Source organism: Rhizobacter sp. (assembly GCA_021153565.1).
In the GTDB taxonomy this organism is placed as follows: domain Bacteria; phylum Pseudomonadota; class Gammaproteobacteria; order Burkholderiales; family Burkholderiaceae_C; genus Albitalea.
Genome location: JAJKJU010000337.1, coordinates 1 through 24679 on the forward strand (window position 1 = coordinate 1; position 24679 = coordinate 24679).

General features: G+C 63.1%; 18 protein-coding genes, 1 tRNA gene and 1 pseudogene. 12 read left to right on the plus strand and 8 right to left on the minus strand.

Annotated features, from left to right (window positions below):
- The first annotated feature begins 219 nt into the window (after positions 1-219).
- The 6 genes from AC30NL_RS20670 (at position 220) to AC30NL_RS20695 (ending at position 9271) form a co-directional block, all read left to right on the plus strand.
- Entirely contained in the window at positions 220-1074 is an 855-nt protein-coding gene (locus AC30NL_RS20670; RefSeq protein WP_489465863.1) for an AAA family ATPase, read from the plus strand.
- A 55-nt stretch (positions 1075-1129) separates the two neighbouring features.
- A complete protein-coding gene (locus AC30NL_RS20675) occupies positions 1130-1729 on the plus strand; it encodes a GNAT family N-acetyltransferase (protein ID WP_489465864.1) in 600 nt (199 codons plus the stop codon).
- Between the two features lie 111 nt (positions 1730-1840).
- Entirely contained in the window at positions 1841-3025 is a 1185-nt protein-coding gene (locus tag AC30NL_RS20680; protein ID WP_489465865.1) for a vWA domain-containing protein, read from the plus strand.
- Positions 3022-4881 carry an autotransporter assembly complex protein TamA gene (locus AC30NL_RS20685; protein WP_489465866.1) on the plus strand — a complete coding sequence of 620 codons (1860 nt, stop codon included), beginning with the start codon at positions 3022-3024 and terminating at the stop codon, positions 4879-4881. Before AC30NL_RS20680 ends, AC30NL_RS20685 begins: the two co-directional genes overlap by 4 nt.
- A gap of 11 nt (positions 4882-4892) precedes the next feature.
- A complete protein-coding gene (locus AC30NL_RS20690) occupies positions 4893-9158 on the plus strand; it encodes a translocation/assembly module TamB domain-containing protein (protein ID WP_489465867.1) in 4266 nt (1421 codons plus the stop codon).
- Between the two features lie 38 nt (positions 9159-9196).
- Positions 9197-9271, plus strand: a tRNA-Arg gene (locus AC30NL_RS20695).
- A 317-nt stretch (positions 9272-9588) separates the two neighbouring features.
- Here the strand turns inward: AC30NL_RS20695 and AC30NL_RS20700 are convergent.
- Positions 9589-10074, minus strand: coding sequence for a hypothetical protein (locus AC30NL_RS20700; protein WP_489465868.1), 486 nt, complete (start codon positions 10072-10074; stop codon positions 9589-9591).
- Between the two features lie 178 nt (positions 10075-10252).
- Positions 10253-10450 carry a hypothetical protein gene (locus tag AC30NL_RS20705; RefSeq protein ID WP_489465869.1) on the minus strand — a complete coding sequence of 66 codons (198 nt, stop codon included), beginning with the start codon at positions 10448-10450 and terminating at the stop codon, positions 10253-10255.
- 459 nt (positions 10451-10909) lie between these two features.
- On the opposite strand from AC30NL_RS20705, the gene AC30NL_RS20710 reads away from it, so the two are divergent.
- The 4 genes from AC30NL_RS20710 to rocF all read left to right on the plus strand — a co-directional run bounded on the left by AC30NL_RS20710 (position 10910) and on the right by rocF (position 15300).
- Positions 10910-12379 carry a S41 family peptidase gene (locus tag AC30NL_RS20710; protein ID WP_489465870.1) on the plus strand — a complete coding sequence of 490 codons (1470 nt, stop codon included), beginning with the start codon at positions 10910-10912 and terminating at the stop codon, positions 12377-12379.
- A 140-nt stretch (positions 12380-12519) separates the two neighbouring features.
- Positions 12520-13281, plus strand: coding sequence for a HesA/MoeB/ThiF family protein (locus AC30NL_RS20715; protein WP_489465871.1), 762 nt, complete (start codon positions 12520-12522; stop codon positions 13279-13281).
- 130 nt (positions 13282-13411) lie between these two features.
- Complete coding sequence (locus AC30NL_RS20720) at positions 13412-14338, plus strand: LOG family protein (RefSeq protein WP_489465872.1); 927 nt, start codon at positions 13412-13414, stop codon at positions 14336-14338.
- A gap of 47 nt (positions 14339-14385) precedes the next feature.
- Complete coding sequence (rocF, locus tag AC30NL_RS20725; protein ID WP_489465873.1) at positions 14386-15300, plus strand: arginase; 915 nt, start codon at positions 14386-14388, stop codon at positions 15298-15300.
- Between the two features lie 124 nt (positions 15301-15424).
- Here the strand turns inward: rocF and AC30NL_RS20730 are convergent, their stop codons facing one another.
- The 5 genes from AC30NL_RS20730 to dinG all read right to left on the minus strand — a co-directional run bounded on the left by AC30NL_RS20730 (position 15425) and on the right by dinG (position 20418).
- Positions 15425-15943, minus strand: coding sequence for a thermonuclease family protein (locus AC30NL_RS20730; protein WP_489465874.1), 519 nt, complete (start codon positions 15941-15943; stop codon positions 15425-15427).
- Positions 15922-16299 (minus strand): YkvA family protein, encoded by a 378-nt coding sequence (locus AC30NL_RS20735; protein ID WP_489465875.1) that lies wholly within the window; start codon positions 16297-16299, stop codon positions 15922-15924. Before AC30NL_RS20735 ends, AC30NL_RS20730 begins: the two co-directional genes overlap by 22 nt.
- On the minus strand, positions 16296-16589 hold the full coding sequence (locus tag AC30NL_RS20740; protein WP_489465880.1) for a hypothetical protein: 294 nt from the start codon (positions 16587-16589) through the stop codon (positions 16296-16298). Before AC30NL_RS20740 ends, AC30NL_RS20735 begins: the two co-directional genes overlap by 4 nt.
- 51 nt (positions 16590-16640) lie before the next feature.
- Positions 16641-18095, minus strand: coding sequence for a potassium/proton antiporter (locus AC30NL_RS20745; protein ID WP_489465876.1), 1455 nt, complete (start codon positions 18093-18095; stop codon positions 16641-16643).
- 67 nt (positions 18096-18162) lie between these two features.
- A complete protein-coding gene (gene dinG, locus AC30NL_RS20750; protein WP_489465877.1) occupies positions 18163-20418 on the minus strand; it encodes an ATP-dependent DNA helicase DinG in 2256 nt (751 codons plus the stop codon).
- Between the two features lie 180 nt (positions 20419-20598).
- On the opposite strand from dinG, the gene AC30NL_RS20755 reads away from it, so the two are divergent.
- Entirely contained in the window at positions 20599-21471 is an 873-nt protein-coding gene (locus AC30NL_RS20755) for a hypothetical protein (protein WP_489465878.1), read from the plus strand.
- Positions 21472-21604: 133 nt separating this feature from the next.
- Here the strand turns inward: AC30NL_RS20755 and AC30NL_RS20760 are convergent.
- Positions 21605-21856, minus strand: a pseudogene (locus AC30NL_RS20760) (hypothetical protein); the annotation flags it as partial.
- Between the two features lie 239 nt (positions 21857-22095).
- Between AC30NL_RS20760 and AC30NL_RS20765 the strand changes: the two are divergent.
- On the plus strand, positions 22096-24679 hold a 2584-nt coding region (locus tag AC30NL_RS20765), incomplete at its 3' end, for a leucine-rich repeat domain-containing protein (RefSeq protein WP_489465879.1).

A 24679-nucleotide genomic window follows, 5' to 3' on the forward strand; every position in this document is an offset into this window, starting at 1 on the left:
CGTCCGGCTTGGGACGGCCCGGCGCCGGACATGTGCCCCCCAGTCACTTCGCTCCTGCCCCCAAGGGGCGCCGTCCGGCTTGGGACGGCCCGGCGCCGGACGTGCCCCCCAGTCGCTTCGCCCCTGCCCCCAAGGGGCGCCGTCCGGCTGAGGTGGGCCCAGCGCCGCACGCAAGTGCGCCCGTATACTGACCCGACACCCTCCCGAGGCATCGTTCCGATGAAGTTCACCGGCACCAAAAACTACGTCGCCACCGACGACTTGATGTTGGCTGTGAACGCAGCCGCTACTCTGAAACGCCCGCTGCTCGTGAAGGGCGAACCGGGCACCGGAAAGACGATGCTCGCCGAGGAGGTCGCCGAATCGCTCAACATGCCGCTGCTGCAGTGGCACATCAAGAGCACGACCAAGGCGCAACAGGGGTTGTACGAATACGACGCGGTGAGTCGGCTGCGCGACAGCCAGCTCTCGGCCCTCGACGGCGGCGAGCGGGTCAAGAACATTCACAACTACATCGTGAAGGGCGTGCTGTGGCAGGCCTTCCCCTCCGATCAACCGGTCGCCCTGCTCATCGACGAGATCGACAAGGCGGACATCGAGTTTCCGAACGACCTGCTGCGTGAAATCGACCGCATGGAGTTCTACGTCTACGAGACGCGCGAACTCATTCGTGCCAAGCATCGCCCGCTCGTGTTCATCACGTCGAACAACGAGAAGGAACTGCCCGACGCCTTCCTGCGTCGCTGCTTCTTCCACTACATCAAGTTCCCCGACGCCGACACGATGAGGGCGATCGTGGGTGTGCACTTTCCCGGCCTCAAGAAGGAGCTTCTGGGCGCCGCGCTCAAGAACTTCTACGAGGTGCGCAACCTGCCGGGGCTGAAGAAGAAGCCGTCGACCTCTGAACTGCTCGACTGGCTCAAGCTGCTCGTGGCGGAAGACATTCCGCTCGAGGCCCTGCAGAGCAAGGACGAGAAGGTCGCCGTGCCGCCGCTCGTGGGTGCCCTGCTCAAGAACGAGCAAGATGTCTCGCTCTTCGAAAAGCTGGTGTTCATGCAGCGCCACAATCGCTGAGAGGCTGAGAGTATTTCGAACGTGTCCGAGCAGCACGTCAAAAGGCGCCTGATCGATGAAAGCTGTCGAACCCATCACGCTCGCTGACGATCGGCTACGGCTCGAACCACTGTCCATGGGGCACCTCGACGGCCTGCTGAACGCCGCCGCAGACGGCGAACTTTGGAAGCTACGCTTCACGAGCGTGCCCGAGCCGCAGGCCACTGCCGCCTACATCGAAGCAGCGCTCAATCACCAGGCCGAAGGGCACCGACTGCCCTTCGCGGCAATCGACGTGATGACGAACCGGGTCGTGGGCTGCACGAGCTATCACGACATCGTGCCTGCCATCGAAAGGCTCGAGATTGGTTGGACCTGGTACGCCAAGAGCACGCAGCGCACGCACGTGAATACGACGGCCAAGTACCTGTTGTTATGCCATGCCTTCGACACTCTGGGCGCACAGCTCGTGGGCTGGCGCACCGACAACTTCAACTTCGCGAGCCAGCGTGCCATCGAGCGGCTTGGTGCGCGGCGTGACGGCGTCCTGCGGCACCATCACCTGCGCCGCGATGGCACGGTACGCGACACCGTCATGTACAGCCTCGCCGCGGGCGAATGGCCCGAAGTAAAGGCGCATCTTCAGTGGCTTCTCGCCATGAAGCGTGCAACGTGAAATGTGAGACGTGGAAACCGGGTACTGCCGACCCAATTTGTCTCCCATCGAAACGACCGCCCGAGTACGCGGGCCTTCATTGGCGTGTATCCTCCTTTGAACGGTGAATCCATGCTCATCAACTTCTTTTTCACGCTGCGAGCAGCCAAGCTCAAGGTCTCCGTCAAGGAATACCTGACCCTGCTCGAGGCGATAAAAGCGGGCGTCATCGACGACGATGAAGGGCCAACGGTCGACAAGTTCTACTACCTCGCCCGCACCTCGCTCGTGAAGGACGAAGCCAACTTCGACAAGTTCGACCGCGCATTCGCCACCTACTTCCAGGGCGTGGAAATGCTCACCGACTTCACGCAGGACATTCCGCTCGAATGGCTTCAGAAAAAGCTTGAGCTCGAACTGAGCCCCGAGGAAAAGGCCGCCATCGAAAAGATGGGCTGGGACGATTTGATGGCGACGCTGAAGAGGCGATTCGAGGAGCAGAAGGAACGCCACGAGGGCGGCAATCGCATGATTGGCACCGGCGGCACCTCGCCCTTCGGCGCCTATGGGTACAACCCCCAGGGCATCCGCATCGGGCAGGACAAGGGCCGAAACAAGAGTGCAGTGAAGATCTGGGACCAGCGGGCCTACAAGGACTACGACGACACGCTCGAACTGGGCACGCGAAACATCAAGGTCGCGCTGCGCCGGCTGCGCCGCTTCGCACGCGAAGGGGCGGACGAAGAACTCGACCTCGACGACACCATCCGCTGCACAGCGGCCAATGCCGGCTACCTTGACATCAAGATGGTGCCCGAGCGGCACAACAAGGTGAAGGTACTGCTGCTGATGGACGTGGGCGGAACCATGGACGAGCACATCCCTCGGGTAGAGGAAGTGTTCTCGGCGGCCAAAAGCGAGTTCAAGCACCTCGAGTTTTATTACTTCCACAATTGCGTCTACGACTTCATGTGGAAGAACAACCGCCGCCGCTACAGCGAGAAATTCCCCACCTGGGATGTGATCCGCAAGTACAACAAGGACTACAAGCTCATCTTCGTCGGTGACGCAACGATGAGCCCCTACGAGATCCTTCAGCCCGGCGGCAGTGTCGAATACAACAATGAAGAGGCCGGCGCCGAGTGGCTGCAACGTCTCACACATGCGTTCCCGAAGTTCGCCTGGATCAACCCCGAGCCGCAGGGTGTGTGGGGCTACCGGCAGAGCATTGCCGTCATCCAGCAGTTGATGAACCAGCGCATGTTTCCGCTCACGCTGCAGGGGCTGGAAGGGGCCATGCGCTTGCTCAGCAAATGAGCTGGCGAACTCTGTTTGCAGCGCTGTCGGTTGCCGTGCTTGTGGCAACACAGTGCGGCTGTTCGAGCCTTCCCTTTCTGTCGAAGAAAGCTGAAGAGTCCGCGGCTGCGGCGTCACCAGATCGCGCCGTTTATGCTCTCGAGGTCGAAGCGCCCAACGACCTGCGCAAGGTGCTCCTGACCTACCTCGACCTCGCGCGCTTTCAGAACGCGCCGGCTACCGACAGCATCACCGGTGTCGAGCTCGACCGCCTCGTCGCAGCGGCGCCCGCGCAGGCCCGCACGCTGCTGGAGACCGAGGGGTACTTCAACGCCGAGGTGCACATCACGCGCGCGACGACGGCCGACGACACTCCGCTGTTTCGGGTCATCGTCAATCCGGGACCGCGGACCGTCATCGACAAGTGGTCGTTGGATGTCATCGGCGACTTGCAAAGGCATGTGGCGGCCGAAAACGAAGACGCGGTCATCGAACTCGCAGCGCTGCGCCGCCGATGGGGGCTGAAGGCGGGCGCGCCCTTTCGGCAGGGGGCGTGGAATGAGGCGAAGAACCAGGCGCTTGCGCAGCTTCGCGCCGAAGGCTATCCGGCGGCGACCTGGGTCACGACCACCGCGCGCATCGATGCGCAGGACAACACCGTCACGCTCAGCGTCATTGCAGAAAGCGGCCCGCTCTTTCGGATGGGTCCGATCACCATCGAAGGCCTGTCGCGTTACCCGGAAGACGCCGTGCGCAAGCTCGCGACCTTCTGGCCCGGCGAGCCCTACAGCGAACAATTGCTGCTCGACTATCAAGACCGGCTGCAGAAAGTTGGCCTCTTCGAAGGCGCTGTGATCGAGATCGATCCCAACCCCGCCACCGCCACTGCGGCGCCGGTGCTGATCCATGTGAAGGAGCTGCCCATGCAGGGCGCCACCGTCGGCGTGGGCTACAGCGCCAACACAGGGCCGCGCCTCACGCTCGAACACATGCACCGCCGAGTGTTCGGCCGCCCCTGGATTGCGAAGAACAGGTTCGAGCTGGGCCCAAAGCTCAAGTCGTGGCAGGGTGAGCTGAGCTCTTATCCGCTTGAGGGCCTGTACCGCAACCTGGTGTCGGGCAGCGCGGAACGGCTGGAATCGGCAAGCGAGCTGCGCACCTCGTGGAGCGCCCGCGTGGGCCGCGCGCAGGACACGCCGCACATAGAACGCCTGTATTACGCCGAGCTTGCGCATTCGCGGCTCGACACGAGTGCCGGCGTAGCCAACAGCGACGCCGCATCGCTCAACTACAACTGGATCTGGCGCAAGGTCGACAGCGTGCTCTTGCCGACCAAGGGGATCACCTTGTCGCTGCAAGGCGCGGGCGGCTACGCAGTGGGGCGCGACATCAAGGAGGACGGCATCACGGAAGGACGCGGCCCGTTCACCCGCGCCTACGGTCGCATCACTTGGTACAAGCCGGTCGGCAGCTGGTACGCCACCCTTCGCACCGAGGGCGGGCAAGTGTTTGCGCGTGATCGCGTGGGCGTTCCAGACACATTGCTCTTTCGTGCAGGTGGCGACGAGTCGGTGCGCGGATATGCCTACCGAACGCTCGGTCCGGTGGTGGACAGCGCTGTCACCAGCGGCCGCGTGCTGTGGACGGGCAGCGCAGAAATCGCGCGACCGATCTTCGCCAGCCGGCCGGCGTTCTGGTGGGCGGCGTTCATCGACGCTGGCAATGCGGCCAACCGCTGGAGCGACCTGCATCCGGCCCTTGGATACGGCGTCGGGTTTCGCTGGCGCAGCCCCGTCGGGCCGCTTCGCCTCGACCTCGCATACGGGCAGAACGTGCACCAGATGCGTGTGCACGTGAGCGTGGGCGTCGCCTTCTGATGGGGCCTGTGATGAGCGACGTTGCCTCCTCCGCGCCTGCTGCTGACCCGCCGGTGCCGCGCGAGTTTCGCTGGCGGCGGCGCATCGCATGGCTGATTGGTGGACTCGTACTGCTGATGGTGGCGCTGCTCCTCGCCGCGGGCAGCGGCATCTGGTGGTCGGTGCGGACCGACACAGGATCGGCCTGGGTGTTGTCCAAATTGCCGGGGCTGAAGCTGGAAGGCGGCAAGGGCACGATCTGGGGCGACTACGAGGCCGCACGCGTGGAGTTCGATCTGCCGGGTGGGGGCAAGGTCGTGCTGATCAAGGCCGGCTGGCACGGCTTGCATCTGGAGCGAGCGCCGTGGACTGCGTACGGCGCGAAGCTCGTCATGAGCGAGTTGCATGCGCAACGCGTCGACCTGCTGTTGCCGAGCGACAGCAAGAAGGAACCAGCGAAGCTGCCCGAGCAATTGAAGCTGCCCTTGGAACTGGACCTCGGCACGGTGCGCATCGGAGAACTGCATGCCAATGCGCTGGGTGACAAACCGCTGCTCGACGTGCAGGCACGCATCCACCTGGACGACGAGCGCGCCGCTGTGCACCGAGTGGACGGGCTGTCACTCGTGTGGGACCGGTTGAAGGCGTCGGGCTCGGCACGCATCGCGACCGAGCGGCCTTTTGCACTCGAAGCCAAGGTCGATCTCGCGCAGGATGAGGTGAAAGATGCAGCCGGAAAGACCGCCCTGCCCGCCTGGAATGCCGCTGCCACGCTGGCTGGCCCGCTCGCGCAGCCGGTGCTGCAAGCGGCCGTGCGTGCAACGCCCACCGCATCTCGTCCTGAGCAATCGCTGGCCCTGCGCGCGGCTTTGCGGCCCTTCGAGAACTGGCCCTTGGGTGACCTCGTCGCGCGTACCAAAGCGCTGGACCTCTCCGCCTTCCACAGCGCCTTGCCCGTCACGTCCCTGAGCGGTGAAGCCAGTGTGCAGACAAGTGGTCTAGACCAGCCGGCGACGGTCATCGCCGATCTGTCCAATGCCGAGGCAGGACGCTGGAACGAGGGCCGCCTGCCCGTTCGCTCCGTCAAGGTCGAAGTCCGCGCCCGACCCAACGACGCGCACTCGCTGGACCTGCGCCACGTCGATGCCGAGCTCGGCAGCAAGGAGCAATCGGCCGGGCGCATCCACGGCCAAGGGCAGTGGACGCCGAAGCAATGGAAGGTGGACGCGAAGCTCGACGCCCTGCAACCTTCACTGGTCGATGCACGCGCCGCAGCCATGGTGCTGAGTGGACCGGTGAGCGCCGTGGGCACTGATTTCGGCGGCCCGATCGATGGCGCCAAGGTCGAGTTGAAGGCCGACCTTGCCGGCCAGTTCGCGGGCAAAGGCACGGCACGCGGCGCGCAGTTGACGGTGGACGCCACCTGGACGACAAAGCGCATCGAGGTCCGCGATGCGCAGGCCCGCGCAGGCGGTGCGCGCGCGTCGTTCGCGGGTTTCGCAGTGCACGAGACCGAGAAGGCGCCCTGGCAGATCAAAGGGCAGGCCAAGCTTGTCGACTTTGATCCCGCGCCGTGGTGGCCGGGGAACGACGACTCGCCATTGCGCAAGGGACCGAACCGCCTCAACACCAAGGCAGACATCGACATTTCGGCGCCCTTGAGTTCGGGGCCGGCCAACGCCATGGACCGCCTGTCGACGCTGCGTGGTCGAGCTAACGTCGCCATCGCCAACAGCGTGCTGGCCGGCGTGCCGCTGAACGGCGAGATTGCCCTGAAAAGCGCGGACGGCGGCACGGCGGTGGCATCGCTCAAGCTCGACGCGGGCGGCAACCGCATCAGCGTCGAGGGCCGACTCAACGCCGGCCGAAATGGCGCCGGCGACCAATGGGATGTGAGCATCGCCGCGCCGGCCCTCAACCAGTTGACTCCGCTGTGGCGCATATCCGCCGCACCGGCCGGCGAATCGGCGCTCGCTGGATCCCTCAACGCCACGGCGTATGTGACAGGCAGATGGCCGCTGCTCGCCACGCAAGGGCAACTCGATGCCAAGGCATTGCGGGTGGGCCAGACGCAGGTGCAAAGTGCCCAGGCCAAATGGCAGCTCGACAGCAAGACCGACAGCAGCGCGGATGCCGTCGTCGACCTGCAGGGCTCGGTCAGCCAGGTGTCTTTCTCCCAGGCGATCTTCAAGGGCACGCCGCCCATCGAATCCGCGCAACTGCAGCTCAAGGGCAGCATGCGTTCGCATCGCCTCGAATTGCGTGGCGACACCAGGGCTTTGCCGCCCGCATGGACCGACACGTTTCAGCTGCGCACGACTGCAGCGGCCGCGACGCCTGCCACGCCGACGGCCCGGGGCAATCAGCGCACGTCCTTGCTGTTGATTGCGCAAGGCGGCGCTCTCGAAGCACCCGCCGCGCGCCGCCCGGGTATCGTCACCAAGGGAGCCTGGGCTGGCTGGCGCGGCACCGTCCAGCAACTGGAACTCGCAAGTACCGACACCAACCTGCGGCCGCTGGTTCGCACACGCAACGTCGGCATCGAAGTGCAATGGGCCGGCGGCCCCACGCGAGTCACTGTGCAGCCGGGCCGCGCGACGCTGCTGGGCGCTGCGCTGCGCTGGAGCCGCATCGTGTGGCAGGCGCCCTTCGGCAATCAACCCGCGCAGATCGATGCGCAGGCCGAACTGGAACCGGTCCCGGTGGCGCCGTTTCTCGCCCGAGCACAGCCGGAGTTCGGCTGGGGCGGCGACCTCACCGTCATCGGGCACGTCAAGATCAAGAGTGCGCCGACCTTCAGCGCAGATATCGTCCTCGAACGGCAGGCCGGCGACCTCGCCGTGACCGATGAAACTGGCAAGACGCAGTTGCTGGGCCTCACTGACCTGCGCCTCGGGCTGGACGCGCACGACGGCACCTGGAGCTTCACGCAGGGCCTCGCGGGCAAGACGCTGGGCGTTGCGTCGGGCGCGGTGGTCGCGCACACCGCACCGCAGGCCACCTGGCCGACACCAGAAACACCCATCCAAGGTGTGCTCGAAGTGCAGGTAGCGAACCTCGGCACATGGGGTCCGTGGGTGCCGGCGGGCTGGCGGTTGAACGGGGCCCTGCACATCAGCGCGAGCATCGGCGGGCGCTTCGGCGCGCCGGAGTACACCGGCGAGATGCGCGGCAACGGCCTGAGCGTGCGCAACTTCCTCGAAGGCGTGAACGTCAGCGATGGCGAAGTCGCCATCGCCTTGCAGGGCGCGACGGCACGCATCGATCGCTTCACGGCACGTGCGGGCAGCGGCACCTTGGCGCTAGAGGGCAACGCGACCTTGGGCGCGGCACCCAAGGCTTTCCTGAAGCTGAAGGCCGACAAGTTCCAGTTGCTCGGCCGTGTCGACCGCCGCATCGTGACGACTGGCGATGCGCAATTGCAGCTCGACAAGGACACCCTCGCGCTCGACGGCAAGTTCGGCGTCGACGAGGGCCTGTTCGACTTCACGCGCTCGGATGCGCCGCGGCTGTCGGACGACGTGCACGTGATTCGCGGCAAGCAGCCCGAATCCGCCGAGGCCGAGCCCCACGGAAAGGCCGCGCCGGGCCACACGGTCAAGCTCAACATCGACGTCGCGCTCGGCGAGCAATTGCGGCTGCGCGGCCGCGGTATCGACACTGACCTGCGAGGCGACCTGCACATTACCTCCCCGGCCAACCACCTCGCCATCAACGGCACGGTGCGCGCGGTGGACGGCACCTATGCCGCCTACGGACAGAAGCTCACCATCGACCGGGGGCTGATCACCTTCATCGGCGTTCCAGAAAACCCGCGACTGGACATCGAGGCCACCCGGCCCAATACCGATGTGCGCGTGGGCGTTCAGGTGAACGGCACGGCGCTGAACCCGCGGATCCGACTGTTCTCCGACCCCGAGATGTCGGAAATCGACAAGCTCTCCTGGCTGGTCCTCGGGCGAGCCAGCGAAGGACTGGGCCGCACCGACACTGCCCTGCTGCAACGTGCCGCGATCGCATTGCTGGCCGGCGAAGGCAGCGGAGTGGGCGACCAGTTCACCAAGGCCATCGGCCTGGACGACGTGTCATTGCGCCAAACCGAAGGCGAAGTTCGCGAAACCGTGATTTCTCTCGGCAAACAGCTTTCGCGGCGATGGTACGTGGGGTATGAACGCAGCTTGAATGCGACGGCGGGATCGTGGCAGCTCATCTACCGGATCGCCCAGCGATTTACCTTGCGAGCGCAAACGGGCGCCGACAGTTCGGTGGACCTGATCTGGTCTTGGCGCTGGCAGTAGGCTCGCCGAGCCGGCTCCATGCGAGAATCCTGCCCGCTCTCGCCGTAGTTCAATGGATAGAACGGCCGCCTCCTAAGCGGCAAATACAGGTTCGATTCCTGTCGGCGGGACCAGGACGGGTTTTCACGTTGCATCAAGTTCGATCAGGCCTCTATGTGAATCAATCACTTAGGGGCCTTTTTCATGCCACATTGACTCACGTCGGGTCTATACATCGCAACGTCGCAACGGCCCAACGGGTTACTGAGGCGTTCTAAGCCATTGATACCATTGAACTTTTCCGTAATGCCGCGAGCTTCAGTTTGGAATACCCCTCAGATCCAGGGGCGGCACTAAACATCCCGTTGAAGAAAAGCCGGCCTCGATTGATAATGTTGGCAGCTCATCTGCCATGTGTAGAAGGAGTTACGACGCCGCTCCCTGAGCGGCGTCAGCCTTTCTGGGCTTCGTATTCGCGCTGCAACTTGCGGCGTTTGTGGTCATGTTCGATCGTGAACGCGGTCCAAGGAAGCAGGTAGTCGCCGCGGTTTGCGAGCACGATCACATAGTCGTCAGGCTCGAGCCAGATCATGATGCGCGACTCGCCTCGGCGTTGTGCCTCCCATACCTTCACATTCTGCGCATCGCAGTTATCAATGCCGGGCCGCGGCCAACCGATGCGCTCACATCGTCTCATGTCGGGCGTACGGTCCGGCTCATTGGCTCCCTCAGAGATGAGGTGCCAGAAGGTCGCCTCCTTCCCCTGACTCACGGGATGACGCTTCAGGCCGAGGCGCTTCCCCCGAAACGTCGGCTTCGAGTGGAGTTCGAGGTGACACGACTCATCGCAGTAAATGTTGTAGGTAGTGGGCATACGTCCGCTCGCGTTGGGGCTGGTTTGGATTATCAACGTCGGTTCGGCGGCGCCACCGCTCAACGCGTAGCGGGGGTAGTCTTGGGGGTATTCACCCCATCGCGATGTCGAAACCCCAAGTATCCATGTGGGCTGGCGCCGAAACTTCGATTCCTGTCGGCGGACCATGGCGATAGGCTTCAATCCGGCCGGGCATTTCGTTCCGCTCTTCACCGCTTGCGGGCGGCCATCGCCAACAGGATTACGTCAACAGGCTGGCCACATCACTTCGAACTCGTTCGATGCCCTGTTCAGTGCCATCGGTATCGGCTGTCACCACGGGCGCCTCGTCCACGGGCTGCATCATGTCTTCGTGAACGTAGTGCAATTCCAGGGCGATCCATACCAAAGCGCAGATCACGGCTGCGCGCCAAAGCCATTCGGCGATCAATCTTTTCATGTAAGTCTCTTTGTCAGGCGCCGTGCCCGAAGCACCGCGATTGTTGCTCGCCCCGGCAGATCGTCGACCAGCTCACCCGCTCGCCTTGCAGTAGAGGCTGGTCCGTGAGGAATCCGACCCGCAACGGATGGCACGCCATATAGGCTGTCGGCCAAGAATGTTCGAGGTCATCGGCGGCTCGTACGAACGAATTCACTTCTGCGGCACTACTTCACGCCGAGCCCGGATGCTTCGACCTGGTGGCGTTGCATCTCGGCAAACACCTCCTATTCTTGGTCCTCGTGGAAACCCGGGCTTCACTGCATCTTGTAGTTCCTGCACACCCGACGGGCAAAATCGGGGACATGTAGAGCGGAAATGGCCCGAACTTCCCATCACTTACATGGCTCCAAACGGGCCTTGTAGTTTTATACTGGATTGGGCGTGATGTCTTTGTCTGAAGCAGGATTGGTAAAAGTCATGGGTGCAAAACTGAGAGTCGCGGGTTGGGTTGCACTCGGAACCGTAGCAGGTGCACTGGCAACCATGCAGTTGCAGGCAATTGCCCGAAGTTCCGCGGCCCAGATGCCATTGGAAGAAATGGGGCAGCTCGCCTCCGTCTTCTCCCTCGTCAAGAACAACTACGTCGATCCGGTGGATGAGAAAAAGCTCATCAACGACGCGATTGCCGGCATGGTGAACGGGCTGGACCCGCACTCCCAATACCTGGACAAGAAGAGCTTTACCGAATTCAAGGAAAGCACCACCGGCAAATTCGTTGGCGTGGGCATCGAGATCGGCATGGAGGACGGCCTCGTGAAGGTCGCCACGCCGATCGAAGGCTCACCCGCGTTCCGCGCCGGCCTGAAATCGGGCGACCTGATTTCCAAGATCGACGACACGCCCGTCAAGGGCCTGACCATGGACCAGGCCGTCAAGCGCATGCGCGGGGAAGCCGGCACCAAGGTCACTCTCAACATCTTCCGCAAGACCGAAAACCGCGCGTTCCCGGTCATCATCACTCGCGAAGAAATCAAGGTCCAGAGCATCACTGCCAAGCTGCTCGAGCCCGGCTACGGCTGGGTGCGCATCCGCCAATTCCAGGACCGCACCGTCGACGACTTCTCCCGCAAGGTCGAAGAGCTTTACAAGGCCGACCCGAATATGAAGGGCCTGGTGCTCGACCTGCGCAACGACCCGGGCGGCCTGCTCGACGGCGCCATCGCGGTGTCGGCAGCTTTCTTGCCCACGGACGTGACCGTCGTGTCCACCAACGGTCAGATCCAGGGTGCGAAGCAGACCTTCACGACCAACCCTAGCAACTACCTGCGCCGCTCGAACAACGGCGACCCGGTGAAGCGCCTGCCGGCATCCATCAAATCGCTGCCGCTGGTGGTGCTGGTCAATGAAGGCTCGGCTTCTGCCAGCGAAATTGTTGCTGGTGCGCTGCAAGACCACCATCGCGCCACCATCATGGGCGCCCAAACCTTCGGCAAGGCGTCGGTACAGACGGCGACCTGCCTGGTCGGAAGCTACATGATTGAAGACTGCCCGGGGCCGGGCCTGAAGCTGACCACCGCGCGTTACTACACGCCGAACGGCCACTCCATCCAGGCCAAGGGCATCGTGCCCGACGTGCTGCTGGACGAAACCGCCGAGGGCAACCTTTTTGGCGCGCTGCGCACCCGCGAAGCCGACTTGGAAAAGCACCTCTTGAGCGGCCAGGGCGTCGAGGCGAAGGACGCCGCGCGCGAGAAGGCTCGTGAAGAGGCACGCAAGAAGCTCGAGGAAGAAGTTGCTAAGAACAACAACACGCCGCCGAAGCCCCTGCCCGAGTTCGGCAGCCCGGAAGACTTCCAGCTCGTCCAGGCGCTCAACCGCCTGAAGGGCAAGCCGGTTCTGGTCAGCAAGACCATTGTCGAACGCAAGGCTGAAGCGACCACGAACTGATCGTCGACACCCATCAAAAACGCCCGCCGACAGCGGGCGTTTTTGTGTGTTCCAGGACGAGGCAGGACGATTTCAGCGCAGCCCCCTCCCCTCGCGTGATCGATGCCTCTCTCGCCTTCGCGCTTGGTTATGCTCGCCGCATGAACGACGACCAGCTCCTGCGCTATTCGAGGCACATCCTGCTCGACGAACTGGGGGTCGAGGGCCAGCAGCGGCTGTTGGCTTCGCATGCGCTGGTCATCGGCGCCGGCGGTCTGGGATCGCCCGTGGCGCTCTACCTCGGCACGGCAGGCGTCGGGACCATCACCGTGGTCGACCACGACATCGTGGACCTGACCAACCTGCAGCGCCAGATCGCCCACAACATGTCGCGTGTCGGGCAACCCAAGGCCGCGTCGGTGGCGCAGAGCATCGCGGCCATCAACCCCGAGGTCAAAGTCGTCGCGATTCAGGAACGCGCGGATGCCGCCCGCCTGGATGCGCTCGTGGCCCCAGCGGATGTGGTCATCGATTGCAGCGACAACTTCAAGACACGGCATGCCGTGAACGCGGCCTGCGTGAAGCATCGCAAGCCCTTGGTATCAGGCGCAACGGTAGGGTTCGACGCGCAGATTTCGGTTTACGACACGCGCTCGGATGACGGACCTTGCTATGCATGCATCTTTCCACCCGATGCGGCTTTCGAGGAAGTCCGCTGCGCAACGATGGGCGTATTCGCCCCGCTTGTGGGCGTCGTCGGCTCCATGCAAGCGGTTGAAGCGTTGAAGTTTCTGACGGGCGTGGGATCATCGCTCGCGGGACGATTGCAGATGCTTGATGCGCGGACCATGGAGTGGAACGAGATCCGGCTCGGGCGGCAGGCCGGGTGTGCGGTGTGCGGGGGCAGGCCGTCACACAAGTGACCTGCGGACAGGACATTCCATGCCTCGGTTGCAAGCCGGGAATTGGCACTTGTCCCACGGGTGATTGCGCGGAAAATCCGCCTTGGCCTTGAGGCCCCGAGGACCTCGCCCAGGCGTTAAGCTGCACACCATGAACCATCGTAATCGCAGCATCGCGGAGAGACGCCGCGACCTGAAAGCACGCAACTTTCCGACAGCCCAGCAAGAGGCCGAAAAGCCCACGCCACCCTCCCGTTACGACGGCCCGGAAAGCGCCTACCGCCTCGCCTTCAACGACACCGACTTCCTGCTGCGCGAAGACTTGCGCCCGGTGCGCATGCAGCTCGAATTGCTCAAGCCCGAACTGGTGCAGCAAGAGCAGAAGATCGAGTCGACCATCGTCATTTTCGGCAGCGCACGCATCGTGCCAACAGACGTTGCCCAGCGACTCGTGGCGGACGCCAGATCGTCCAGCAACGAAACCGCGCAACGCATGGCGCAGACCCACCTTGCCATGGCGCGCTACTACGACGAAGCCCGCCTTTTCGCGCAGCTCGTGACTGAAAAATCGCGCGAATTTGCGACGCCCATCTACGTCGTGACTGGCGGCGGCCCCGGCATCATGGAAGCGGGCAATCGCGGTGCGCACGAGGTGGGCGGCCGCAGCATCGGGTTGAACATCGTGCTGCCTCACGAGCAGGCGCCCAACCCCTATATCACGCCGGAACTGTGCTTCCAATTCCACTACTTCGGCCTGCGGAAGATGCACTTCCTGATGCGCTCGATCGGCCTGGTGTGTTTTCCGGGCGGATTCGGCACCCTCGACGAAATGTTCGAGGCGTTGACACTCATCCAAACCGGTAAGTGCAGGCGTCGACCGGTGCTACTGTTCGGGCGCGATTTCTGGACGAAGCTCGTCAACTTCGACCTGCTGGTCGAGACCGGCATGATCAGCCCGATGGACCTCGAACTGTTCCGCTTCGTCGAAACGGCTCAAGAGGCATGGGATGTGCTGGAAGCGCATTACGGCTTCAGCCCGCGAGAGGACGCCAAGGGCGACTACGCAAGCGAAATCTGAGACCCTTGTCCGACCTTTCTTTTCACGGAATCTGTTCGTCGACCCAGATGAATCATCAGCTCAGCATCATCGGCGCGCCCACCGACATCGGCGCAGGCATCCGCGGAGCCAGCATGGGCCCCGAGGCGCTGCGCGTCGCGAACATCGTGCCGGTACTGCAAGGACACGGCCTCGAAGTGATCGACCGCGGCAACCTGACGGGTCCGGCCAACCCTTGGCTTGCGCCCACCGACGGTTATCGGCACCTGGCGGAAGTCGTGGCATGGAACAAGGCCGTGCACGACGCTGTGCACGCCGAGCTTGTGCTGGGCCGTCTGCCCATTCTGCTGGGCGGGGACCATTGCCTGGGTCTCGGGTCCATCAGCGCGGTGGCGCGCCACTGCCGCGAAACGAACAAGAAGCTGCGCATCCTCTGGCTCGATGCGCATGCCGACTTCAACACCAACATCCTCACACCCAGCGGCAACCTGCATGGCATGCCCGTGGCCTGCCTGTGCGGGCACGGCCCGAAGGAGCTGATCGAGATCGGCGGACAGGTGCCCGCCATCAACCCGAAGTGGATCCGCCAGATCGGCATTCGCAGCGTCGACGAGGGCGAGAAGCGCTTCGTGCTCGAGATGGACCTCGAGGTCTTCGACATGCGCTACATCGACGAGATGGGCATGCGGCATGCGATGGAGCTGGCACTGGCGACGCTCGACACCAGCACCCATCTGCACGTGAGCTTCGACGTCGATTTTCTGGACCCGGACGTGGCGCCCGGTGTCGGCACCACGGTCAAGGGCGGGCCGACGTACCGCGAGGCGCAGTTGTGCATGGAGATGATCGCGGACACGGGGCGATTGGCGTCGCTGGACGTGATGGAACTGAACCCGGCATTGGACGTGCGCAACGCCACGGCTGAAGTGGCGGTCGACTTGATTGAAAGCCTGTTCGGCAAAAGCACCTTGATGCGCAAGTGAGAGGCTGAGTTCTCCGCTCAGCAGTAGGCGCAAAGGAAGCCCCACAGCTCGCGCGCTACGGCGAGGATTTGCAACCACGAGACAGCGGCGGGCATGATCGAAAGCCATCGTCAACTTGCCGCCGTCAATGGCGCTGCCTGCGACGCGACCTGGGGAAGGCGCACGCCCCATGCTGCTTGCGAAAGGTCCGCGGCTCAATTGCCCGCGGATCGGCGAAGAGACCGCGCCCCGCCGCGCGAGCCGCATGCTCCTCGGCGGCGTAGCGCCCCGCGTGATAACGGTAGCCATAGCTCCACGCATGACCCTGCGACACAAGCCACGCGCCGATGTCTTCGCCGCCGAGGGTCAGCGTGACCACTCGGCGCTGGTAGGTGTCGGTGGCCTTCGCATTGACATGGACCCGCTGACGCAGCACCCGCGACGACAGCGCTGCCGTGGCCTGCGCACCCCAGGCCTGGCAACTCTCGGGTGCATCGAGTCCCAGCAGCCGCAGCTTGACGGGCTTGCCGGTGCTGCCGTCGGGCTTCACCCACACCGTGTCGCCGTCGGAGACTCGCGTAACCACGCCCGAGAAGCTCTCCGCCCCTGCATGCCCGCATGCGAAGCTCGCGACGAGCGCAATCAGAAGGCGCGATACACCCACCAGCCCAGCAAGCCAACCACGACGACCCACACCAGGCCAATGAACACGGCGCCCGACAACATCCTCGGCAGGCGGATGCTGGACGCTTGCGCTTGCCTGAACACTTCGTCCCACAAAGGCTTGGGCGTCAGCTTCACCGCCAGCGCAATGCCCAGCGGGACGATGATCACGTCGTCCAAGAGGCCCAGCACCGGAATGAAGTCCGGAATCAGGTCGATGGGGCTCAATGCATAAGCGATCACGGCGATGGCGATCCATTTCGCAGGCTTGGGAGTCGCAGGGTGCTTGAAGAGTTTCCACAGAGCGATAAGGTAGGTTCCGAGGCGGGCCTTGGCGCCCGATCCGATGCGTTTCATTTGTCGGCCGCTTTCGCCGCATCGCGAATGATGCGGGCGAGGCGGTCCTTGAGTTTTTCGGTGGTGAGACCTTCTCGAAAGCGCTCGACCATGAGCGGCAGTGCGAAGGGGCTGAGCACAGCCAGAGCCACCGATTCGATGCGCCGATGACGCATGAGCTTCAGGCTCGAGGCGAGTCGGCGGATGTCGAGTTCCTGGCACAACACCTCCGTCTGCGCCTGGCTCAACAACAGATTGTTCGCATCGTACTTGCGAAACCTGCGCCTCGAACCAGGCGTCGAGTTCGGGATTTTCCGAGGGCGCGACGAAAGGCTTCGCTTCCCGCTTCTTGCGCGCCATGTTCATTTCACACGCCGAGCAAGCGTGATGCCGACCCGTGCGATGCGCTTGTCCTGCAAGCCCTTGACGATGAATTTCGCGCCGTGCCATTCAATGCTGTCGCCTTCCGCCTGGTCGCGCGCGAGCTCGGTGGTCAGCCAGTCGCCCAGCGTGGTGCTGGCGTTCTCGGGCAGCGGCAGTTGGAAGAACTCGAATACGTCGGCAAGCGCCAGGTCGCCATCGAGCGTGAGCCGGCCATGCACACTGCCTTCGCCGGGCGGCGGTTCATCGGGCGGCTCGATCACGCCGAGCACCTTCGCTACCCCGCCAAGCGTCGTACCTTGGAGCAGCAGCGACGCGAGCACCACCGCGAAAGCGACATTGAAGAAGCGCGAACTGCCGGGCACGTGCTCGAGCGTGGGGAACAGGGCGAGCACGATGGGCACTGCGCCACGCAGGCCTACCCAGCCGATGAAGAGGTTGTGACGCAAGGGGAAGCGCAAAGGCGCGAGGCACAGCAACACCGCCAGCGGCCGAGCCACGAAGATGAGCGTGGCGGCGATGGCGAAGGTGGGCCAGAAGGCCTTGAGGATGTCATGCGGAGTGACCAGCAGGCCCAGCAACAGGAACATGGTCGCCTGCGCGGCCCAGGCGAATCCGTCAAGGGCGGAGGAAGCGGCATGGGCAGCGTCTTCGGCGAGCGCCCTCACTCGCAAGCCGTAGAGGTACATCGCGAGAAAGCCCGAACCTTCGATCATTCCGCACATGGCAAAGAGGGTGAGCCCGCCCGACAGGATCATCAGCGAGAGCAATCCGCCGTGCGCTGCTGAGAGCGGCAGCTTGCGCAGCAGCCACGAAACGACGGCGCCTCCGTACCAACCGACTGCCGTGCCGAAGCCGGCCTGTCTGGCAAGCAGCCACAAGGCATCGCCCGGCCCGGCGTGGGACTTGATGACGGCGATGAGCGCGAGCACGAGGAAGACCGCCATCGGGTCGTTCAGGCCCGACTCCATCTCCAGTGTGGCGAACACACGCTCGTGCAGCTTGAGTCCGACGTGGCGCAGCAGCGAGAACACGGCGGCCGCATCGGTCGATCCGACGATGGCGCCCAGCAGCAGGCCGTGCCGCCAGTCGAGGTTCATTGCATGCATCGCAACGGCGCCGACGATGCCCGCGGTGATGAGCACACCCACCGTCGCAAGCAACAAGGCAGGCTTGAAGCCGGTACGAAACGTACTCATGCGGGTGTTGAGCCCGCCTTCGAACAGGATCATCGCAAGCGCCACGCTGCCCACCCACGCACTGAGCAAAGGGCTGTCGAACTTGACGCCACCCGGGCCCTCTTCGCCGGCGAGCATGCCTGCAATGAGAAAGACGAGCAGGAAGGGCAGACCCAGTCGCGCCGAATACACACCGGCGAGCAGGCTGACGAAGACCAGCAGCCCGCCTGCGAGCAGCAGGAGGTTCATCGCTTCCATTAAGAAGCAACCTTAGCAGACGGTTTGAAAGCCCATGTCGCGCCGAACTCCGTAAGAGCTCCCGCGATCAATGCTGCTCAGCTCTGACGGACCTCACCACCGGAAACGGCGGCAAGCCCGCCAAGATGTCCTTGCCGTAGCGCATCGTGACCAGGCGCGTGTCGCACACCGTGATCACTGCGCGGTCGGTGACGGTACGTACACCGCGCCCCGCCCATTGGGCCAGCTTCATCGCAGTGCGGGGCACGGACAGTTCGGCAAAAGGATCGCGCCCCTGGGCAGTCAGCCACTCCGCCAACGCTTCCTCCACCGGTGAGGTGGGCGGACTGAACGGGAGTTTGTCGATGACCACGTGCTCGCACAGTTGACCGGGAAGGTCAATGCCTTCGCCGAAGGACTGCAGGCCGAAGATGATGCTGCGCTGGCCACTCGCAACGCAGCGGCTGTGTTCTTTCAGCAGTTCGGTGCGCGAGCGGTCGCCTTGCATTTGCACCTGCCCGCTCAGGTCCTTGGGCAGGGCCGCGTGGCAGGCCTGCATCTGTCGCTTGGAGGTGAAGAGCACCAATTGGCCATGATGATGTTCGCGCAGCAACCCCGGAAGCACCTCGCACAACTCTTCGGAAAACTCCGGGCTCTTCGGAGAATGCCTCATGGGGGCAATACGCAGTTCGCCCTGCGTGGCGTAGTCGAAAGGAGACGCGACGACCAGAGAGCGGCGTTCAGGAAATCGGTTCATGCCGCTCAAGCGGTCAAAGAAGTCGAAGCTGCCGCAGGCGGTGAGGGTCGCAGAGGTGCACACGGCAGCGCTGACGCTCTTCCACAGTCCGCGCGACAAAAGCTGCGCCGGTGTCATCGGGCTGGCACATAACCAGGCGTCAGTGGTGCTTACCGCCGGAATTCCCGGGATTGGGTCGGCAAATTCCATCCACTTTGCCCAAGGGACGGGGTCGTGGGTGGCCCACGCTGCAAACAGACGCTCCAATGTATTGAGCTGCGACAGGTAAACGCCCAGTTCGACACCTGCACGAGTTTGCTCATCGCGTTCGGCGAGTGATTTGGACTCGTCGATCTCCATCAGCGCGGCTGCGATGCTTGACACCACGCCAGATATCGACCGAATGACCATGCCGAGCTGCTCGCATTCGGCAACGAGTGCATCCGGGATCCGTCCCTGTGTGAAGCGATGGACGCGTTGGTCGGCACTGACGCATTGGGTCTGAGTCCAGTAGCGTTCCAGGATGGCGAGCTTGTCTGTGCAGTCGGTGATGGCCTGGCCAAATGCCACCGGGTCCGGCCGCCTGGAGGCAGGCATCGCCCTGCCATGGCGGCTGGCCACGGCGCGCAGGCTGGTGAGCAGATGGAGGGTGGCTCCGTACCTGGCACGGTACGAGAACTGATCTGCAGCGATCCCTGGCAGGTGATGGGCCTCGTCGAACACGAACAAAGTGTTGCCGGGATCAATCATCGTGCTGTCGGTTTGCAGGGTGGCCAGAATCAGCGCGTGATTGGCCACTTGTATCGTGGCGGAAGCGGCCCGGCGGCGAGCTCTGAAGAATGCGCAGCTCTTGAAGTACTCACATTGCCCGCCGTTGCAGGCATGGGCGTTGGCTTGTACCTGGCGCCAATCTTCAGGGTCCGGTTGCTGTTCGAGGCTGTCGATGTCGCCGTCCCATTTGCCGGCGCGAAGCTTCTTGATGGACTCGTTGAACCAGCGCATGGCTTGGACACTGTCGCGTGGGCCCTTGGATCTTGTGCGAGCGCCGACGAACGCATCCTGAAATTCATCCCCCAGAAGGCTGGCTTGGGCTCCCTCGTGGATTGCACCTTCCAGCCGGCTTTCGCAGACGTAGCGGCCACGGCCTTTGATGATGTCAAAGTGCAGATCGGGAATGATCTGCGCCAAGCGAGGCAAGTCCTTGTGAAACAACTGCTCTTGCAAGGCCACGGTCGCGGTGGAGACGATGACGGTCTTTTCCAGCAACTCCGAAGCCACGATGGCGGCCAGGCAATAAGCCACAGTCTTGCCGGTACCGGTGCCGGCTTCAAGCTGCGCGAGATTGTTGCCTTGACGGCTCTCGTCGTCCGGTGACTTTGCGCACAGGAAAGTCAACAGTGCCGCCTGCATCATCTCGTCCTGACCGGGACGTGCAAGGAATCCCGGCCAGTTCTTGGCCACCTGCCGGTACAAGAACTTCAGTCGTTTGCGGGCCTTCTTCAGCAAGTCTGCGTCGATGCCTTGCGTTCGGGCATGAGCGGGTGTTTGCTCTGGGGACTCCAAGGCATCAACTGGAAGTGGTGCGTGCTGAGGGGCGGAAAAACTCATGGGACGGATTATTCATCCCGCCGGCTGCGGCTCGGTGAGCGACCTGACGACCATGGTTCGGCGCGATGCTCGCCGGGGGCTTTCGTTCCAGCTTTGGAAAGCCCTCAAAATCGCCCGCTGAACGCATGCGCCGGTTCCCGCGGATGCATCTCAAATCCACCCCAACGAGGAAAGGCCGCCATGCAACTCGACATCTTCGAACACAGCGGCGCGGTGATGGTCAGGAATGATGTGATCCATGCGCTTGAACAGCGCGACGCACAAGGCGCCCGGGTCGCTTGCAATCGGCTCTCCGACCAATGGCCGCTGGACGAGGCTTTGCCCGCGCTGCTGGTGCTTACCGAAGCACTGGAACGCCGCGAGCACCAAACATTTGCCCGTCACGAAGATCTGGGCACAGCCCGGCAAACCCTGGAGAACGTTATACGCCCAGCGGCGATTCGCACCTTCGGCGACAAGGAAGCCACCCAATGGCTGGCCGGGCAGTGGGAGGACTTGGCGCGCCGGGCCGAGCCGCTGCCGTTTCGGGCCGACCACGCGGATGAGCATGCTGCGGCGCTGTGGTTGCAGGCGAGTCGGTGGCATGACGCAGTGCAAGTGGTGAACAGCATCGAATCGTGGCGCCGCATCCCGGCACCGCTCGCCTGGATGTCGCAGGCGCGCCTGCACCTGTTTGGCTTGCAAGCGACGTGGCCGATGCTCGCTGAACTCGCCTGGTTGTCGCCCCGGCGTCTGGCGGAGCTGGTGCCTCGCTCCCCCGATCCGCTGCTGCCTCAACTTGTGCGCCGGTTCGAGGCGGATTTCGAGGGCGCAGGCGAGGCCGCCGACCTGGCGTGGTTTCCCGCATGGGTTCTGGCCGAACGCCCCCAGCTGGCCGAGCACTTGGCGGCCGCGCAGGCTTCTCAGCACAGTTCGCCCGAGCAGGCCATGCGGCTTCTGGTCGAACTGCTTGGCCTGGAGCACCAGGGCCGCCACCACGACATCGTCGAGAAGCGCAAAACATTGCGCGAGCTGCATCCGTCGCTCTATGCGGCCTATATGAAGACTCGCTGAGAGGCTGAGACATGCGCGCTGCAGCGCGGCGTGCACGCCGCACGCGCAGGGCGGTGATGAACGGGGCCGCTGCGCGCGAGATCTCGCGGCGGTGACGCGCGAAGATGCGATAGCCCACATCGAACAGGGGGCGCAGCGGCATCCAGCCGGTGGGACGCATCACCCACCCGAGATCGGCGGCGTCGTAAGCCAGGCGCAGCACTTCCACGCCGTGCAGCATCGTGCCGTCAGCGCACAAGCCATGCAGATCTGCGTCCATGTCAGCCAGGGTGACGCAGTAAGGCGCCGGGGTCGGCGTCATCCGGCCATCCGTGATCCGTGACGCCGGAGCCAAGGACCGCAGTGCAACTGTCGACTTCAAGCTCCGTGTGTGACTGACGGGCATTCAAAAAAAATTGCTTCTGCAAAAACTTCGCAGTTTCGGAGATGCATTCGCTTTTTGGGGTGTGAGCAGATTCGACTTTCGTAACAATCCAGCTTCACCCCGGACTCGGCGGCGCCAACTCCAACTGATCGAAGGAGCGCGGCTTCGCCAAGCCTGGCACTGCCATTTCTCGACTCTTCCCAACGCGGCGTTCAGTGTCGAGCCAGTTCTTGAACTTAAACCATTTAACGGCACAAAGAATGTTCCGCTGCAAATACATCAACGTAATACCATCAATCATTCAGTCTGAATCGGCAGGCCATGAAATCCCGTTGGGCAACAGGGCATCATCGCCACTCCGTTCGGAAATCCGTGAGTACGTGAATTCGCGACGCTCCGCCGAAGAGCGCCAAAAGGCTGTTAATACGCTGGAGTCGGCGTGGACGTCGTCGCCGAGTCGAGTCAGTCTGAAAAACCTGCAATTGAGGGAGCTACCTCCGGATCAACTCCTATCCAACGGGGCGGGTAAAGCCAAAGACTTGTCGCTCGCCCACAACTGCTTAAAAAACATTTCTCCAGCGGTCCTCAACCTTTCCAATCTCGAGAAGCTGAGCATCTCGCACAACTCGCTCAGGGAGATCCCCCGCGGAATCAGGAATTTGCCGAACCTCCGATCCATCAACTTTTCGACAAATGCCATCGAAGTCATTCCAGATGAGATAGGAAATCTCACGAAGCTCACGTCTTTGGACGTTAGCTCGAACAAGCTCATGTATGTCTCGGACCGCATTGGCGACCTGATGCGCCTGGAGAAACTGTCGCTGCAGGAAAATTTACTCACAGAGATTCCATCCGTCGTCGGAAGATTGACACGACTGAACAATCTCAATTTAGCATCGAATCAATTGACTGGGTTGCCCGGCGAAGTCGGTTATTTGCAGTGCCTTGAGAAGCTAAATGTCGCCGACAACCAGCTGACTGCGGACAATGCAATTCCAAGCTCCGTTGCGAAGCTCAAAAAACTGAAGAATCTCAACGTCTCGGGCAACCCGCTGTCCATACTTCACGTTGACTTCGGTCCTTTCCAGTATGTGTCGACGTCGAAGATGACGATCGGCAGGCAGAAAACCGGGTTTGAGATGCCTTTTGGGCAACTGACGATCAACATCGCAAACACGTATCTTCCTCAAGGGCTGGCACCTGCGCGCCTGCTGCCCGTCGACCATACACCGAGCTTCAAGGAACCGTATGTGGGTCCGGTGTCGAGCCCCAGTCGGGACAGCAAGTTCGAAACGACGGCCAATGCGTGGAGGCAACCCGCGCCACAACGCTCACGTGAGGTCTCGCGGCCGTTCGACTCCGAGGTCCGGACCAGAAAGGGCCGCTCGGATGTCGACGAAAGGTCGTCAATCAGCTCGGAAAGGACATCCAGGCATGCGGACGGCCCTCCCCCTCCCCGCCGCGACCGGAGCCAGTTGAGGAGCGAAGGAAACGCTGCCGACAGCGCATCGGCGCATGGCGCGTCGCAGGACGGTGATGAATGGAGGGGCCGTCAAGCATCCGATCGTGCAGGTCACCGCGACTCGACTTCGCACCGCGAAGCGAAGGTCACGCGTAGAGACAAAGTGATGGCCATACGCATGCAAAGGCTGGCGGAATTGCAATTGCTGGACGAAGAAATCCAGCGTAGCGACCAAGCGAGCTCGAAGGCCAGGCGCATGCACCCTTCGGCATCTCAGGGCGCTCAGACCGCGCCACACGGGTCGCCCGAGTTCTCGCCGCCGTCAGACTCCCAAGTCCGGACCAGAATCGATGACGGTCAGGAGGTCGACGAAGGGTCGTCAGTCCACTCGGAAAGTACATCTAGCCATGTGGACGGCCTGCCCCCTCCCCGCCGCCGCGACCGGAGCAAGTTGAGGATCGAAGGAGACACTTCCGACAGCGCATCGGCGCATGGCGCGTCGCAGGACGGTGACGAATTGAGGGGCCGTCCAGCATCCGTTCGTGCAGGTCGCCGCGACTCGACGTCGCACCGCAATGCGCGGAAGCTTAGAGACGAAGCGAAGGCCATGCGTAGAGCCGAAGAGAAGGCCGCCATGCGCATGCAAATTCTGGCGGAATTGGAGGCCGAAGGAATCCGGCATAGCGACAAAGCGAGCTCGAAGGCCACGCGCATGCACCCTTCGGTATCTCAGGACGCTCAGCCCGAGCCACACGGGTCGCCCGAGTTCTCGCCGCCGTCAGACTACCGGACCGATGAAGGTCAGGAGGTCGACGAAAAGGCCTCAGTCCGCTCGGAAAGTACATCTAGGCATGGGGACGGCACCCCCCCTCCCAGCCACGACCGGAGCAAGTTCAGGGCCCAACGATACGTTTCCAACAGCGACTCGCCGCTTCTCGCGCCGCAGGACGGTGATGAATCGACACGTCGTGCAGCATCCGTTCGTGGAAGTCCCCGCGACTCGACGGCGCGCGGCAAAGCGCCAAGAGACGGATCGAGCCCGGAGACCACGCGCATGCGTCCTCCTCCCGTCTCTAAGCACGTTCACTTCGAACAAGCCCCGTACAAGGAGGTACGGTATCCCCCGGGTTTCGTTCAGGGCGGCGAATACCAGGCGGCAGGGAACCATCGGACTGGGTTCTACGGCCCGACGGTCGTGCCCCAGTCCACCCCGTTACTCAATGCGCTACTGACCAGTTTGCACGAGACGACAGTATCAAAAAACACGGCCGTTCCTCCGCGGCCCGCGTTCCAGCGGGAGTATGGCCACAGGCTGCAAGAGCAGGTCGCGGCACGTGGCACGCTGTTCAACTACGAGATGCCACTGTACGGTGACCCTACGC